This is a genomic window from Labilibaculum sp. (assembly GCF_963664555.1).
Taxonomy (GTDB): Bacteria; Bacteroidota; Bacteroidia; order Bacteroidales; family Marinifilaceae; genus Labilibaculum.
Window position 1 is genome coordinate 302406 of sequence record NZ_OY761461.1, and the last position, 14740, is coordinate 317145.

At 34.7% G+C, this 14740-nt stretch carries 14 protein-coding genes; 5 read left to right on the forward strand and 9 right to left on the reverse strand.

Annotated elements, in window-relative coordinates; genetic code table 11:
* Positions 1–31 precede the first annotated feature (31 nt).
* The 4 genes from ACKU4N_RS01335 to ACKU4N_RS01350 form a co-directional block, all read right to left on the reverse strand.
* On the reverse strand, positions 32–1207 hold the full coding sequence (locus tag ACKU4N_RS01335) for a FecR family protein (protein ID WP_321319798.1): 1176 nt from the start codon (positions 1205–1207) through the stop codon (positions 32–34).
* A 112-nt stretch (positions 1208–1319) separates the two neighbouring features.
* Positions 1320–1874, reverse strand: coding sequence for an RNA polymerase sigma factor (locus ACKU4N_RS01340; protein ID WP_321319799.1), 555 nt, complete (start codon positions 1872–1874; stop codon positions 1320–1322).
* A 203-nt stretch (positions 1875–2077) separates the two neighbouring features.
* Positions 2078–3259, reverse strand: coding sequence for a C1 family peptidase (locus ACKU4N_RS01345; RefSeq protein ID WP_321319800.1), 1182 nt, complete (start codon positions 3257–3259; stop codon positions 2078–2080).
* 57 nt (positions 3260–3316) lie between these two features.
* Positions 3317–3673 (reverse strand): MmcQ/YjbR family DNA-binding protein, encoded by a 357-nt coding sequence (locus ACKU4N_RS01350; RefSeq protein WP_321319801.1) that lies wholly within the window; start codon positions 3671–3673, stop codon positions 3317–3319.
* A gap of 301 nt (positions 3674–3974) precedes the next feature.
* On the opposite strand from ACKU4N_RS01350, the gene ACKU4N_RS01355 reads away from it, so the two are divergent.
* Positions 3975–4376, forward strand: coding sequence for a response regulator (locus ACKU4N_RS01355; protein ID WP_321319802.1), 402 nt, complete (start codon positions 3975–3977; stop codon positions 4374–4376).
* On the opposite strand, the gene ACKU4N_RS01360 is transcribed toward ACKU4N_RS01355, so the two are convergent.
* A complete protein-coding gene (locus ACKU4N_RS01360) occupies positions 4373–4738 on the reverse strand; it encodes a YraN family protein (protein ID WP_321319803.1) in 366 nt (121 codons plus the stop codon). The genes ACKU4N_RS01355 and ACKU4N_RS01360 overlap by 4 nt on opposite strands.
* 18 nt (positions 4739–4756) lie before the next feature.
* Complete coding sequence (locus tag ACKU4N_RS01365; protein ID WP_321319804.1) at positions 4757–5665, reverse strand: S66 peptidase family protein; 909 nt, start codon at positions 5663–5665, stop codon at positions 4757–4759.
* Between the two features lie 205 nt (positions 5666–5870).
* On the opposite strand from ACKU4N_RS01365, the gene metG reads away from it, so the two are divergent.
* Positions 5871–7901, forward strand: coding sequence for a methionine--tRNA ligase (gene metG / locus ACKU4N_RS01370; protein ID WP_321319805.1), 2031 nt, complete (start codon positions 5871–5873; stop codon positions 7899–7901).
* A 65-nt stretch (positions 7902–7966) separates the two neighbouring features.
* Here the strand turns inward: metG and ACKU4N_RS01375 are convergent, their stop codons facing one another.
* Positions 7967–8911, reverse strand: coding sequence for an HU domain-containing protein (locus ACKU4N_RS01375; protein WP_321319806.1), 945 nt, complete (start codon positions 8909–8911; stop codon positions 7967–7969).
* A 248-nt stretch (positions 8912–9159) separates the two neighbouring features.
* Here ACKU4N_RS01375 and rfbB point away from each other — a divergent pair, with 248 nt between their 5' ends.
* Positions 9160–10215, forward strand: coding sequence for a dTDP-glucose 4,6-dehydratase (gene rfbB / locus ACKU4N_RS01380; RefSeq protein ID WP_321319807.1), 1056 nt, complete (start codon positions 9160–9162; stop codon positions 10213–10215).
* A gap of 56 nt (positions 10216–10271) precedes the next feature.
* Here rfbB and glmS read toward each other — a convergent pair whose 3' ends face one another.
* Both glmS and ACKU4N_RS01390 read right to left on the reverse strand, forming a co-directional pair.
* The gene (gene glmS, locus ACKU4N_RS01385) at positions 10272–12107 is read right to left on the reverse strand and encodes a glutamine--fructose-6-phosphate transaminase (isomerizing) (RefSeq protein ID WP_321319808.1); all 1836 of its coding nucleotides are present in this window, start codon (positions 12105–12107) and stop codon (positions 10272–10274) included.
* A 252-nt stretch (positions 12108–12359) separates the two neighbouring features.
* Complete coding sequence (locus ACKU4N_RS01390) at positions 12360–13169, reverse strand: glycogen/starch synthase (protein ID WP_321319809.1); 810 nt, start codon at positions 13167–13169, stop codon at positions 12360–12362.
* A gap of 193 nt (positions 13170–13362) precedes the next feature.
* Here ACKU4N_RS01390 and panC point away from each other — a divergent pair, with 193 nt between their 5' ends.
* Entirely contained in the window at positions 13363–14202 is an 840-nt protein-coding gene (panC, locus tag ACKU4N_RS01395; RefSeq protein WP_321319810.1) for a pantoate--beta-alanine ligase, read from the forward strand.
* Positions 14203–14219: 17 nt separating this feature from the next.
* Positions 14220–14570: an aspartate 1-decarboxylase gene (gene panD, locus ACKU4N_RS01400; protein WP_321319811.1), complete on the forward strand. Its 351-nt coding sequence runs from the start codon at positions 14220–14222 to the stop codon at positions 14568–14570.
* Positions 14571–14740: the final 170 nt, after the last annotated feature.

A 14740-nucleotide genomic window follows, 5' to 3' on the forward strand; every position in this document is an offset into this window, starting at 1 on the left:
CGGGGTTTGTGGCTGCAAACTCCGGCTTTTTTTATTTGCAATTTTCTTCGATCATAACACTACGATCTTTTATTGTAAATTTTACTTTTTTGGTTACTTCTATCATATCAAGAATGCTGTTAATATTATCGTAGCGGGCGACATCTCCTGTGTATTTTAATTGTTTTATGGAATTGGTCAAGAAAAATACATCAACATCATACCATCTTGACAGTCTAATCATTATATCCTCCAGACTCCGGTTTTCGAAAACAAAACGACCATCTTTCCAAGCCGTATATAATCTTGTGTCAACAATTTTTTTCGAAGTTTTACCATTCAACTTATTAAAGCACAATTGATCATTTGGGGATAACTCCTGACTAACACCACGAAGATCATCCTTAACCTCAACCTTGCCTTCTACCAAAGTGGTGAAAATTTCATCCTGATCGTTATATGCATTTACATTAAAGGACGTTCCTAAAACTTTAATCTCAGCAGTCGTTACATCAACGATAAATGGATGTTCCTTATCTTTTGCCACCTGAAAAAAGGCTTCCCCTTCCAATTGTACTTTTCGTACTCCCGTGCCAAATTGAGAAGGATATCTCAATTTAGAATTTGAATTCAACCAGATCTTGGTTCCATCAGCAAGAGTTAGCTTGTATTCACCACCTTTGGGAATAATAATGGTATTGTACGTCTGTTCCTCACTTACCTTTTCTGCAACTTTACTATATACCAACTCTTTAGAATTATTAGATATCTGCATACCTTTTTCTTCCAGATTAACTTTCTCGCTCAACTGATATTTTTCACCACCACTTAATACCAGCATGGCTTGATTTTTACCGGGCAAAATCGCGACGGGTTCATTGTGAACAGAGTTGTTGCTGATAGTAAGCAAAAAGCCTCCAACGCTTATTGCAGCAATCAGCATTGCGGCAATCTTCATTACCTGTTGCTTTAATTGAATTTGCTTGTCTTTTATTACTTTAGTTTGAATTTGCCTCCAAACATCTTCTTTATTTGCACTTTCAAGTTTTACTTCTTTCGTGAAGTACAGTTTCTCCGGGTTTTGAGCAAGTTTATGAAAAAGCACAAGATTTTCCTCTCTCGCGTATTTCCATTTCTCCAAAAACTGCTCTTCTTCTGCGTTCAGCTTCCCCTCAAGCCTCTTTACAATTAAATCTGCAATTTTAAAACCAGATGGTAAATTAGTCATATTACAATTTTCTGTGTGCGATTAACATTTATTATAACAGGTGACATGAAAAAAAGGGTGACAAAAGTTTTAACTTTTACCACCCTTTTTAATATTTCGCTTCTACTCAATTCTAAATGAAGTATAGAATCGAGAACAAATTCTTTAAATTCTCTTTTAAAAATTTACTTGCTCTTTGCTTTTGCGTCTTAACAGTATTGATAGATATATCCAAATCTTCAGCTATTTCAGCATTTTTTAATCCCTTTAGGCTTAATAAGTAAATTAATCTGGCTGATTCAGGCAATTTATGAACTGTTTCCTTAATAATTCGACTCACTTCTTCTTCAATCACATTATGAAGAAAGTAATCCTCATCACAGATATTTTTATCGGATTGCCCCTCGTAAGATTTACGGACTTTTTGATGTTCAATTTGATTTAAGCATGAATTACGAACTGTTTTGTACAAAAATGCACGCATCGCCGCTTCATGATAAAAGGATGATCGCTTTTCCCAAATTTTAATAAAACTTTCCTGAATTATATCTTCAACAACATCTTGTGCCGGAATATATTTATGACCAAACAGAAATAATGCATCAAAATACTTGTTGTACAAGATTTTAAATGATTCCTGATTACCATTCCTAAATAATTTCAGGAAAGTTTGATCAAAGGTTTTCATAGTTTATGGTGGTTAATAATATTAAAACAGGGCTAACAATATTATAAATTATTTTCAGAATAATGCATATTATGAACTAATTATTTTATGGAAACGTTCCAAAATTCACTTTTTATCGAAGAAAATAAAATTCAAATTTTTAAATTGCAGATACAAAAAAAGGACGTCCAACGAACATCCTTTCACTTATTTACCAATCCTGATTATAAACCCAGTTTCTTTTTCAATTCTTTTGGTACTGCATCTTTGTGAATCATTATCGCAACAGTTTTAAGTTTCACATAAGCTTCACTCATGTTTAAGTAGCCACCAAACTGATTGCTGTTTTCGGCCCAAGAGTTTTTTGTTTTGTAATATATTGTTCCATGCTGATCCTTTACGATTCCAGTTAAATGCATCAAATGATCATCAGTCGTTTCAAAATTATCAAAAGTGGACTGACGAAGCTCTTGACTCACTTCAGGCTCAATATCTTTTTTCGTATTTCCTTTTTCATCTTTTGCAAGATCTTTTTCCCACTTTGCAATTTCAGAATCAGTCATGTCTACAGTTTTTTCTGATGGTAAAACAGCATAACCATTTCGATGAGAAAATCCTTTTTCGCTAACGTCTCCATCCCAGCAAACTGAAAACCCATTGTTTAGGGCATAATTAATTACCAACATCATCTCATCCATGGGCACATTATAATACAAATCATCTGACCAATTATCTGGAATCTCCAGATTAATCTTTTGATAAAAAGGATGATGACTGTAGGAAGTTAATTCAATGTAATCATTCGGATTAAAACCAAATTTCCCTGCATAAGAAGCAGGAGTATACTCAATACCATCCAATTCGAAATTACTTGGTGTTTTCCCCATATAAGTATCCAACACTGCATTTACAGATTCTTCCCAAACAGGTGTAATTTTTCTATTTGGGTTTTTAACAACCTCATCCAGCATAGCTTTCGTCGATTGTACCATCTCTTTGTGGATATGAAAATCGCTGCCATACTTATTTCCTGAATAAATACTTTCCGGAACAAATCCATTTTCTTTTACCACATTTAGAACATCGTGAGCTTGTCCGCCTTCACTATAGTTTCCTTTGCCATGATAACGAAAGTATCTTTTGGCTTTCTGAGTATAAGCCAATCGAACAATATACATTTCTGATAAATCAATTTCTGGAGCTCCCAAGCGTAGTAACTCTGTTTCTATATACGAGACTCCGGCAAAGCACCAACAAGTACCTGTGCTTTGCTGATTTTTAACTGATGTTGTAGGAATATCTACCACTGTAGAATAAACCTTTTCTTCTTTCGTTGTTTCCTGTGCCATCGTCAGATTAACACTAAAAATGGCAAGAATAATGATTGTTAAAACTATTTTCTTCATCGTTTTTAGTAAGTAATTGTTGTTAGTAATTGTATTTAAAGGAACATATTATTTGGTCTATTTCAAATTCATTAGCTCATTCTGTTTCTTTTTGGTCATCTTAGCAACAACCTGATGGTATGAATCATCAATCCATTGTTCCAGCTGTCGATCTGATACACTGCCATCTATTACTACAGTATTCCAATATTTTTTATTCATATGATATCCAGGTATTACCGACGAATGTATCTCTCGTAACTCAATGGCTTTTTCGGGATCACACTTCACATTCATTTGAAGCTCACCTGTTATATTTGTGAGCAAAAACATCTTATCAAGCACCTTGAAAACCAAGGTTTCCTCATCAAATGGAAATCCTTCGCTTACAGCTGTTTTCGAAAGGCAATACTCTCTTAACTCCTCAATATTCATTTGTATATATTTGTTAGATTGCAACTTTAACGGTGAAAATAAATATAAATATTTTTAAATAAAAGACTAAGGTTCTATATGTTAAGATAAATAAAAATGTGGTTCTTTAGTTGTCCTTGCAACTTTACTGATATAAATATCCTTACTATATACGGAATAACCGTATTTACAGTATTTGTAAAGCTTTTCTTAAACTTTTCAAAAATGTTTTTGACAATGATGTAAATGTTTTTTTTACTTCTCTCAATTTTGTATATTTAGTTCACAGAAAAGTAAAAAATCGATTGATAGATATATACTCATGAAAGAAACTGGCTACGCCCAAAAGTACAATTGGAAAAACAAACGAATTCTCATTGTTGAAGACGAAGAGATAAATAACATGTTTTTTGACGCGGCTCTAAGTAGAACGGAGTCGAAACTGTTGTGGGCGAAAAATGGGAAAGAAGCGGTTGATATAATTGAAGAATCAGATGATATTGATGTTATTTTAATGGATATTAGATTACCTATAATGGATGGGTGTGAAGCCACCCGCAGAATCAAAAAAAAGCATAAAGAAATTCCTATTATAGCTCAAACGGCCTATGCACTTGAAGGTGATAAGGAACGTATATTGGATGCCGGATGTGATGATTATCTGTCCAAGCCTATTCGTTTTGAGGAGCTTCTGGCAACTATTGATAAATATCTTGCTGATTAATCCACTGGTGCACTAAATGCATCTTCGATGTGTTCAATTATAAATTCTGAATCTTGTTTTATTACACTGATAACATCGAATCGTACTTCTTGCTCCATTTCTTTTAAATCTACATAACCCTGCGTTGCACGCACCAAAAATTTAATTTTTGAGAGTGTAATGGCATCAGCTGGGTGCTCAAAATATTCGGTGGATCTCGATTTGACTTCTACAACAACTAAAAAATCATCTTTTACAGCTACAATGTCCAACTCCTTCTTTTGATAGATCCAATTACGATCTAGAATTTTATACCCGTTTTTAAGCAGATATTTCGCAGCAAGGTCTTCTCCCAATTTCCCTAAGTCATTGTGTGCGGCCATAATTATTTTATTTCCTTACTATTTATCCCATGTAAACTGGGCTACTTTTTCATTTACATCCAACCTTAAAAATCTTCCAAACGGCAAAGCCCAATTCTGTTTAATATGACCAGAGGGAAAATCGAAGACAACCGGATAAGAATAATTCTCAATGGATTCTAAAATGATTTCATAAGCAGTTTTCCCAAAATCAGGATCTCCTGCCTTCATATCACTCATCCCTCCAACAATCAATCCCTGAAGTTCTGATAATTTACCTCCCATTTTAAAATTCTTCATCATTCTATCCAAATGATACAATTCTTCTCCAACATCTTCAATAAAAAGAATTTTTCCATGCGATTCAAAATCCATTACGGTTCCTCGTAAACTATAAAGAATAGATAAATTTCCCCCAACTAATTCTCCCTCTGTTACACCATTTCGATTTAATTCGTGGGAAGAAATTTCATAATTTTCCAAATTACCAGCTAATGAATGCAGAAGAGTTGATACTGATTTATCCTCCTCCTTTTCGGAAGAAAAATTAACCGGCATAGTTGCATGTAAACTTTCTACTCCTAATATATTATTCAAATAGCTGTGAAATACTGTGATATCGCTATATCCAATAATCCATTTTGGATTGCGAATGAACAAATCAAAATCTAAATGTTCTAATATCCGCACACTGCCATATCCGCCTCTGGCACAAAGAATTGCTTTTATTTCAGGATCATCTAACATGAGTTGAAAGTCACACAGCCGATTCATGTCACTACCTGCAAATTGGTTTTCAACATCAAAAACATGATTTCCCAGAACGACTTTGTAACCTGCATCCTCTAATTTAACAACAGCAACTCCCACCTTTTCAGGATCAATTTTTCCTGCAGGAGAGATGATTCCTATTTTATCTCCTTTTACTAAAGCAGCCGGCTGATACATATCTATTTAGTTTTTTTTGAAGTAAGAACAAATTAAGAATAAAATACAAATGGATAACTACATTTTTGCCAATTCTATCTTATCTTTGCAAACAATTCGACCGAGGGTCAAAATTTTGAACAATAATCAGTAAACAAAATTAACAGAGGAATCCTTCATCTCAAAACAATAAAAGGCAATTCCTTAAGAAAAAATATAATCACAAATGAAGAAATTTAATAGAACGCTTGTAACCACGGCTTTACCTTATGCAAATGGACCGGTTCATATTGGTCATTTGGCTGGAGTATATGTTCCTGCAGATATTTACACAAGATATCTTAGAATGAAAGGAGAGGATGTACTACTAATTGGAGGTTCAGACGAACACGGTGTACCTATTACTATTAAGGCGCAAAAGGAAGGTGTTACTCCACAGGATGTTGTGGACAAATATCACAATATCATAAAAGAATCATTTGAGAAGTTTGGAATTACATTTGATATTTATTCCAGAACAAGTTCAGAAACACACCACGAAACGGCTTCTGAATTTTTTAAGACTTTAAACGAAAAAGGCGAATTTGTCGTAAAAACAAGTGAGCAATACTACGATGCTATTGCAAATCAATTCCTTGCCGATAGATATATTACTGGAACTTGTCCTCATTGTAATAACGACGGTGCATATGGCGATCAATGCGAAAGTTGCGGAACTTCACTAAATGCAACTGATTTAATCAATCCAACCTCATCAATTACCGGAAATAAGCCAGAATTAAAAGAAACCAAACACTGGTATTTGCCTTTAGATAAATATGAGAATCAGCTAAAAAAATGGATTTTAGAAGATCATAAAGAATGGAAACCTAATGTTTACGGACAATGTAAGTCTTGGTTGGATACCGGATTGCACCCAAGAGCAGTAACCCGCGATTTAAATTGGGGGGTTCCTGTTCCTGCTGAGGGTGCAGAGGGAAAGGTTCTTTACGTTTGGTTCGATGCTCCGATTGGATATATTTCGGCCACAAAAGAATTAACTCCCGACTGGGAAAAATACTGGAAAGCTGATGATTCGAAGATGGTTCATTTCATTGGAAAAGACAATATCGTATTCCATTGCATCATTTTCCCTGCTATGCTTAAGGCTGAAGGATCATATATTTTACCAGAAAATGTTCCTGCCAACGAATTCCTAAATCTGGAAGGGGACAAAATTTCGACAAGTAGAAATTGGGCGGTTTGGCTGCATGAATATTTGAAAGAATTCCCTGATAAACAAGACGTACTAAGGTATGTTTTGACTGCAAATGCGCCGGAAACAAAAGATAATGACTTTACCTGGAAAGATTTTCAGGCAAGAAACAACAACGAGCTGGTAGCAATTCTAGGAAACTTTGTGAATCGTGCTTTGGTTCTTACTCATAAATACTACAATGGAATAATTCCTGCGCAAGGAGAATTAACCGATTTCGATAAAGAAACATTAGCCCAGATTCCTGTTTTTAAAGAACAGGTTGAGAAGAATCTTGAAACCTACCATTTCCGCGAAGCATTAAAAGAAGCAATGAATTTAGCGCGTTTGGGAAATAAGTATTTAGCAGATACTGAACCTTGGAAGCTGATTAAGACAGATGAAGAAAGAGTAAAAACCATCATGAATATCAGCCTTCAGATTACAGCTAATTTATCGACCTTAATTGAACCGTTTTTACCATTTACTGCCAGCAAGCTTCGTGAGTTTCTAAACATAGAAGTTCTGGACTGGAAAAATATTGGTGTTAATGTTATTGCAGATCATCATCAAATAAATACTGCATCTTTACTTTTCGAAAAAATTGAAGATGAAACAATACAAGCTCAGGTAGACAAGCTTTTGGCTACAAAAGCAGCTAACGAAGCAGAGAAAAAAATAGTTGTGCCGGTTAAAGAAAATATTAATTTCGATGATTTCATGAAGCTTGATGTTCGTGTTGGAACAATTACAGCTGCTGAAAAGGTAGCAAAAACAAAAAAACTTTTGAAATTAACTGTTGACACAGGAATTGATCAAAGAACTGTTGTTTCGGGCATTGCAGAGCATTACAAGCCTGAGGAAATCATTGGAAAGCAGGTTAGTATATTAATGAATCTGGAGCCTAAACAATTGAAAGGAATTGAATCTCAGGGGATGATTTTGATGGCTGAAGATGCTGATGGAAAATTATCTTTCGTTTCTCCGGATCAAGCAATAAAACCAGGTTCTGAAATCAGATAATTCAGAACTCAAAATTTAAGATCTAAAAAAAACGCTTTCCATCGGGAAGCGTTTTTTTTAGATCTTTATTTTTTCAGAACCCAGCAGTAAGCTTTTGAGTTCTTAGCAATTACCTTTTTTTTAAATTGATCTGCATCAGCTCTCTTCTCAAATTGATTGATCGCGACAGAATACAAATTTTTATTTTTAATTATCACAGCAGGATAAGATTTAGAAATCAATTCCTGTTTTAATATTTCTGCATTTTTCATTGAAGTAAAGCTACCTGATATCAAATAAAATCTTCCCTCATGTAACTCATTCATTTTCAATTTTTTAGTAAGCTTAGGCTCAAATGTCACCATTTCTTCCGGTGGCGAAATTACAGGTTTTAATTGTACAATTTTCTCAGTAATTTCTTTCTTGCCTTCCATCATTCCCAAAGAAGCTTCATTACTTAAAAATGAACGTTCAGAATTCATTGGAATCAAGGCTATTGTCAATATAAAAGGAATAGTTGCAGCAGCATACCACAAACGTTTTGTTGTAAAAAGTGTCCTTACTTTAGCCTGGGATATAATTGCCGGATGAATTTTTTCTTCTGCAGATAATGAAAGTCTGGGAAGCTCTATTTGTTCTAAACCAAATGCATCTACCAAATAATTAAGCTCCTTTGAAGGTTCAAACAGCATGTTATGCCTTCTGTCATTGTAAAAACATCCTACCTGATTCAAAACAACTCTTTCGCCACGCTGAATTCGCACACGGATATCTTCAATAAAAAACAGAACAGATTTTTCAGCTTCTGAATAACTTATATTTTCTGATTCAGCCAATCTATTAATCAGCAAGCCATCATTTTTTGATAAATTACGGTTAAATCCAATAGCTTTGGATGGAGGAAAAACAACATTCAGATTGTTGTCGATATTAGCAGGGCTATAATTGGCAACAAATCCACCAAACCCAGGTAATATTACGCAGTTGTGAATAAATAAGAGGTCTTTTATATATTTTGATACTTCCAGCATAGTACACAAATATAATCAAAATTAGATACCACTCAAATCGAATTTATCTTTAAAAAATTAAGTGGCTATAAACCAAGCTTTTCGTAATGTAAAAATAATTATTTATCCTTTTTGATAGAGAAGCTGTTAAGTAAATTGTTGTATTTTTGAAATCAATCAAAATAATACATAAACTGCTTTCAATATTTTTTTCCTTTGAAAATATTATGAGTATTTTAAGGTGAAGTAATTATAAAAATTATCTGAACGTGAAAAAAAATATATTAATTACAGGAGGTGCCGGATTCATCGGTTCGCATGTGGTACGTTTGTTTGTGAACAAATATCCAGATTATCAAATTATTAACCTTGACGCGCTCACTTATGCTGGAAACCTTGAAAATTTAAAGGATATTGACTCCAAAGCAAATTACACTTTTGTAAAAGGTGATATCACAGACTTAGCATTCGTAACCAATTTATTTAAAGATTTTAAATTTGAAGGCGTTCTGCATTTAGCAGCAGAGTCTCATGTCGATAGATCAATTTCAGATCCTTTGGCCTTTATTATGACCAATATTGTAGGAACTGTAAACCTTCTTAATGCGGCTAAAGAATGTTGGGCTAATGATATGGAGGGTAAAAAATTCTATCATATTTCTACCGATGAAGTATATGGTTCTTTAGGGAAAACAGGGAAATTTACCGAAGCAACTTCTTACGATCCGAGAAGTCCTTATTCTGCCTCAAAAGCAAGCTCAGATCATTTGGTGCGGGCGTATTTTCACACCTATAAACTTCCCGTAGTGTTGTCGAATTGCTCCAATAATTACGGTGCAAATCAGTTTCCTGAAAAGCTCATTCCGCTGGTAATCAATAACATTAAAAATTATAAGGCATTGCCTATTTATGGCAAAGGAGATAATATTAGAGATTGGTTGTTTGTCGAAGATCATGCTTTAGCAATTGATTCCATTTATCATGATGGGAAAATAGGAGAGACCTATAATATTGGAGGAGACAACGAATGGACTAATCTGGATTTGGTGAAAAAACTTTGTGATATTATGGATAAAAAGCTGAATCGAGAAACGGGAAGTTCTCAGAGATTGATCACTTTTGTGAAGGACAGAGCAGGTCATGATCAGCGTTATGCCATTGATGCTTCAAAAATTAAAGAGGAATTAGGGTGGAAGCCAAGCATTCAATTCGAAGAAGGTTTTGAGAAAACAATTGACTGGTATCTGCAAAATTCAGACTGGATGAATAATATTCTGTCGGGTGACTACGAAAAGTTCTACGAACAACAATATATCAACCGATAAAAAGAAGAGCGATGTAAAAAAATCACATCGCTCTTTTTATAATTCTTAATCTTAGGTTACTCTACCGTAACAGATTTAGCTAAATTTCTTGGTTGATCAACATTACAGCCTCTGTAAACAGCGATATAATAAGAAATCAATTGGAAAGGAATAACCGTTAACAATGGTGCCAATGGTTCCAAGGTTTCTGGAATTTCTACCACGAAATCGGCCATTTTACTAATTACAGTATCGCCTTCAGTAACAATAGCAATTACATGTCCCTTTCTTGCCTTTACTTCCTGAATATTACTTACAATTTTCTCGTAAGATTTATCTTTAGTGGCAACAACAAAAACCGGCATTTGTTCATCTATAAGAGCAATTGGTCCGTGTTTCATTTCTGCAGCAGGATATCCTTCGGCATGTATGTAGGAAATTTCTTTTAATTTTAGAGCTCCCTCCAAAGCTACCGGAAATAGGAAACCTCGTCCTAAATAAAGAGCATTGGTAGAATTCATGTATTGTTTCGATAATTCTTTAATGTCATCTTCTTTATCCAGGATTCTTTTTATCTTTTCCGGAAGATTTGCAAATTCCGCTATAAGCTCTTCGTATACATCCTTGGCCAGAGATCCTTTGCGGTATCCAACAAGCATTGCCATCATGGTAAGAACGGTAACCTGTGCTGTAAATGCTTTTGTAGAAGCCACTCCTATTTCCGGGCCGGCATGAGTATATACACCAGCATGAGTTTCACGGGGAATACTTGATCCAACTACATTACAAATACCAAGAACAGTTGCTCCAGCCTCTTTAGCTAATTTAATGGCAGCCAGGGTATCGGCAGTTTCACCACTCTGACTGATCGCCAAGACGATGTCATCCTTAAAAATCACAGGATTTCTGTAACGGAATTCAGATGCATATTCTACTTCAACAGGAATTCTGGCAAATTCTTCAAACAAGTATTCACCTACCATTCCAGCATGCCAGGATGTACCACATCCAATAATTAATATTCGGCGGGCATTCACCAATTGCGGAATAACATCATTTATTCCACCTAAAAATACTTCTTTATTTGCTGTAGAGATTCTTCCCCGGATAGTATCATGAATAGAGCTGGTCTGTTCGAAAATTTCTTTTAGCATGAAATGATCGTATCCGTTTTTTTCAATTTGCTCAATATCCAAATCCAGTTGTTGAATATGTGGAGTTAATTTGTCATTCTGAATGGTTTTCAAAACCAATTCATCTCGGCTTATAATGGCGACGTCGTTGTCATTCAGATAGATAACACTGTTGGTGTATTCAATAATAGGTGTGGCATCCGAAGCAAGAAAATATTCTCCGTTTCCAACTCCAACTACTAATGGACTTCCTTTTCTGGCTGCAATCAATTTGTCTGATTCATCTTCACACATAACAACCAAACCATATGCTCCAACCACTTTTGTTAAAGCCAACCGTACAGCAAGTTCTGCTGAAACTTCACCTTTCAAATAGATATACTCAATCAAATTTGCTAATACTTCAGTATCGGTATCACTTTGAAAAGTATATCCTCTTTTAATCAGCTTATCTTTTAAAGTTGAGTAGTTTTCAATAATTCCATTATGAATAATTACAAATTTATTGTTCATAGAACTATGAGGATGAGCATTTTCATCGTTAGGTTCCCCATGAGTTGCCCAACGTGTATGTCCAATTCCAATGGTTCCCGAAATATCATTTCCTTTTGCATGATTTTCCAGATCCTGAACCTTTCCCTTGCACTTAAATACCTGAGTTCGATTTGTACGAAGAGCCACTCCAGCAGAATCATACCCTCGGTATTCTAATCTTTTCAGGCCATTAATGAGTATAGGATAAGCTTGCTTATCCCCAATGTAACCAACTATTCCACACATAAATACAAATATTTCAGTTTCGGTACCACGCGAAACTTGTTAAAAAACAATTCATAAAATAACGATACATGCTTTGTCAGTAATGAGATAGCATTAAAACAGGCATCGACGATTGAATTATCATAAATCCAGATAAAAATACGATAAGTTAGAACGCTCTCCAAACTTCTTAATGTATAATTAAAGAATAAAAAATAAGGTGTAAGTAAGCAAATGCTTAAATACACCTTTTGAATATATTGTAAATCGTAACTATTCTGCTACTAATTCGTCGTAAAGTTCTGAATAAGCTACCACATATTCATCCTTGTTTTTATACTCCAGAAAAGGTTTCCCTGAGGCAATTGCATATGCTTTCACTTCTTCATTTATCTGAGGACTCCCCATAATCAAGGCATCAGACTGATCAATTGCTAATTTATGAATTGCAACATAACTAGCATCTTCTAAAATACTAACATCCTCCTGATTTACTCCCTCAATAATTGATTTCTCTCTAAACTGACTGCTGAATTTTGTTGAGAATTCATCATCATACATGGAGAAAACTACTTTTGTGTCAGTAAATAATGGATCTTCATTAAATGATTTTTTCAAATACAAAGGAACTAAACCCGTGAACCAACCTTGACAATGTACAACATCTGGTGCCCATCTCAATTTTTTAACTGTTTCAAGTACTCCTCTTGCAAAGAAAATAGCTCTTTCATCGTTGTCCTCAAAAGCATCTCCGTTTTCATCCAATAGAATCTCTTTCCTGTGAAAATAGTCCTCATTATCAATAAAATAAACTTGCATTCGAGCCGCTTGAATCGAGGCAACCTTAATAATTAATGGATGATCTGTATCATCAATTATTAAATTCATTCCCGAAAGGCGGATAACTTCATGCAACTGATTTCTTCTCTCGTTGATACATCCATATCTAGGCATGAAAGTTCTGATCTCTTTTCCTTTTTCCTGAATTCCCTGAGGTAGATATCTACCTATTGCAGACATTTCAGTTTCAGGAAGATAAGGGGTAATTTCTTGTGAAACAAACAATACTTTTGTCTTTTCCATATAGTCGCTAATAATATAATACAGATTATCTGCGCAAAATTAGTAAAAATAATTAACATACCTGCCCGAAAGGGAAGCTTAAAGCTCCTACAATACAATTAAATGCAATTAATATTTCTCCAATTTATATTTATTTATTTTATTTGCAGTCTTAAATAAAAACCAATTAGATTTTACAGACACAATTCAAGGAATGGAAATAGTAAAGCTTGTTGCTGAGATTAAAAGTAAAATCAGCAAGTTTAAGGCAGAAGGAAAGACAATCGGATTTGTTCCCACAATGGGGGCTCTTCATGAGGGGCATTTGTCTCTTGTCGATACGTCTGTAAAAAACAATGATATTACGGTTGTTAGTATTTTTGTTAACCCTACGCAGTTCAATAATCCAGAGGATTTATCGACTTACCCAAGAACTATTGAAAAGGACTTGGAGAAACTTTCGGTTTACCAGCCAGACTTAATTTTTATTCCGGAAGTAAACGAGATTTATCCTGAGCCTGACACCAGAATTTTTGATTTCGGTATGCTCGATAGGGTTATGGAAGGAAAAAATCGTCCGGGCCATTTCAATGGCGTTGCCCAGGTTGTGAGCAAACTTTTCGATATCGTTAGGCCTGATAATGCCTGCTTTGGACAAAAAGACTTTCAGCAAGTAGCTGTTATTAAGCAGATGACTAAAGATCTTAAGTTAAATGTAAACATTGTTTCCTGCCCTATTATCAGGGAAAATGATGGTTTGGCTATGAGCTCAAGGAATGTTTTACTTTCGGAAGATCAGAGAAAAAATGCTTGTAAAATCTCTGAAACTTTATTTAAAGCTCGTAACTTAGCCGCGGAATTAAGCGTATCTCAGTTGAAAGAATGGGTTGTTGAAGAAATCAATAAAAACATTTATCTTTCTGTCGAGTATTTTGAAATTGTTAATGATACAACCCTTGAGGTAATTAATGACTGGAATGAGTCAAATAATAAGATTGGTTGTATTACAGTTCAGGTTGGGAAGATCCGCCTGATAGATAACGTTACTTTTTAATATTAGTTAAAAACGATATGTACATTGAAGTTTGTAAATCGAAAATTCACAAAGCGTCAGTAACTGGTGCTGATCTTCAATATGTTGGAAGTGTAACCATTGATGAAGACTTGATGGATGCTGCCAATTTAATTGAAAACGAAAAAGTTCAAATTGTTAACGTAAACAATGGAGAACGATTAGAGACCTATGTTATTCGTGGTGAAAGAGGTTCTGGAACCATTTGCCTGAATGGCCCTGCCGCCAGAAAATGTGCTGTTGGTGATGTTGTTATTATCATCTCTTATGCATCTATGGAATTTGAGGAAGCGAAATCGTGGGAACCGAGCTTGGTTTTTCCTGATACGGCTACCAACAAATTGATTTAAATTACCTTATTTAATAAGTACAAGGGCTGTTCTATCCGATCAGCCCTTTTTTGTGGACTTGCCATTCTATATTTATCCAATCATTAAAATTTCTTCCGGCTGGAGATTGAACAATTTGATCATGATTCTTGATACTTTGTTTCCGATACTCTATACTTGTAAATTATTAG

Coding starts and splice junctions, on each gene's coding strand:
- ACKU4N_RS01335 (WP_321319798.1), bottom strand. CDS start 1,207: ATGACTAATTTACCATCTGGTTTTAAAATTGCAGATTTAATTGTAAAG.
- ACKU4N_RS01340 (WP_321319799.1), bottom strand. CDS start 1,874: ATGAAAACCTTTGATCAAACTTTCCTGAAATTATTTAGGAATGGTAAT.
- ACKU4N_RS01345 (WP_321319800.1), bottom strand. CDS start 3,259: ATGAAGAAAATAGTTTTAACAATCATTATTCTTGCCATTTTTAGTGTT.
- ACKU4N_RS01350 (WP_321319801.1), bottom strand. CDS start 3,673: ATGAATATTGAGGAGTTAAGAGAGTATTGCCTTTCGAAAACAGCTGTA.
- ACKU4N_RS01355 (WP_321319802.1), top strand. CDS start 3,975: ATGAAAGAAACTGGCTACGCCCAAAAGTACAATTGGAAAAACAAACGA.
- ACKU4N_RS01360 (WP_321319803.1), bottom strand. CDS start 4,738: ATGGCCGCACACAATGACTTAGGGAAATTGGGAGAAGACCTTGCTGCG.
- ACKU4N_RS01365 (WP_321319804.1), bottom strand. CDS start 5,665: ATGTATCAGCCGGCTGCTTTAGTAAAAGGAGATAAAATAGGAATCATC.
- metG (WP_321319805.1), top strand. CDS start 5,871: ATGAAGAAATTTAATAGAACGCTTGTAACCACGGCTTTACCTTATGCA.
- ACKU4N_RS01375 (WP_321319806.1), bottom strand. CDS start 8,911: ATGCTGGAAGTATCAAAATATATAAAAGACCTCTTATTTATTCACAAC.
- glmS (WP_321319808.1), bottom strand. CDS start 12,107: ATGTGTGGAATAGTTGGTTACATTGGGGATAAGCAAGCTTATCCTATA.
- ACKU4N_RS01390 (WP_321319809.1), bottom strand. CDS start 13,169: ATGGAAAAGACAAAAGTATTGTTTGTTTCACAAGAAATTACCCCTTAT.
- panC (WP_321319810.1), top strand. CDS start 13,363: ATGGAAATAGTAAAGCTTGTTGCTGAGATTAAAAGTAAAATCAGCAAG.
- panD (WP_321319811.1), top strand. CDS start 14,220: ATGTACATTGAAGTTTGTAAATCGAAAATTCACAAAGCGTCAGTAACT.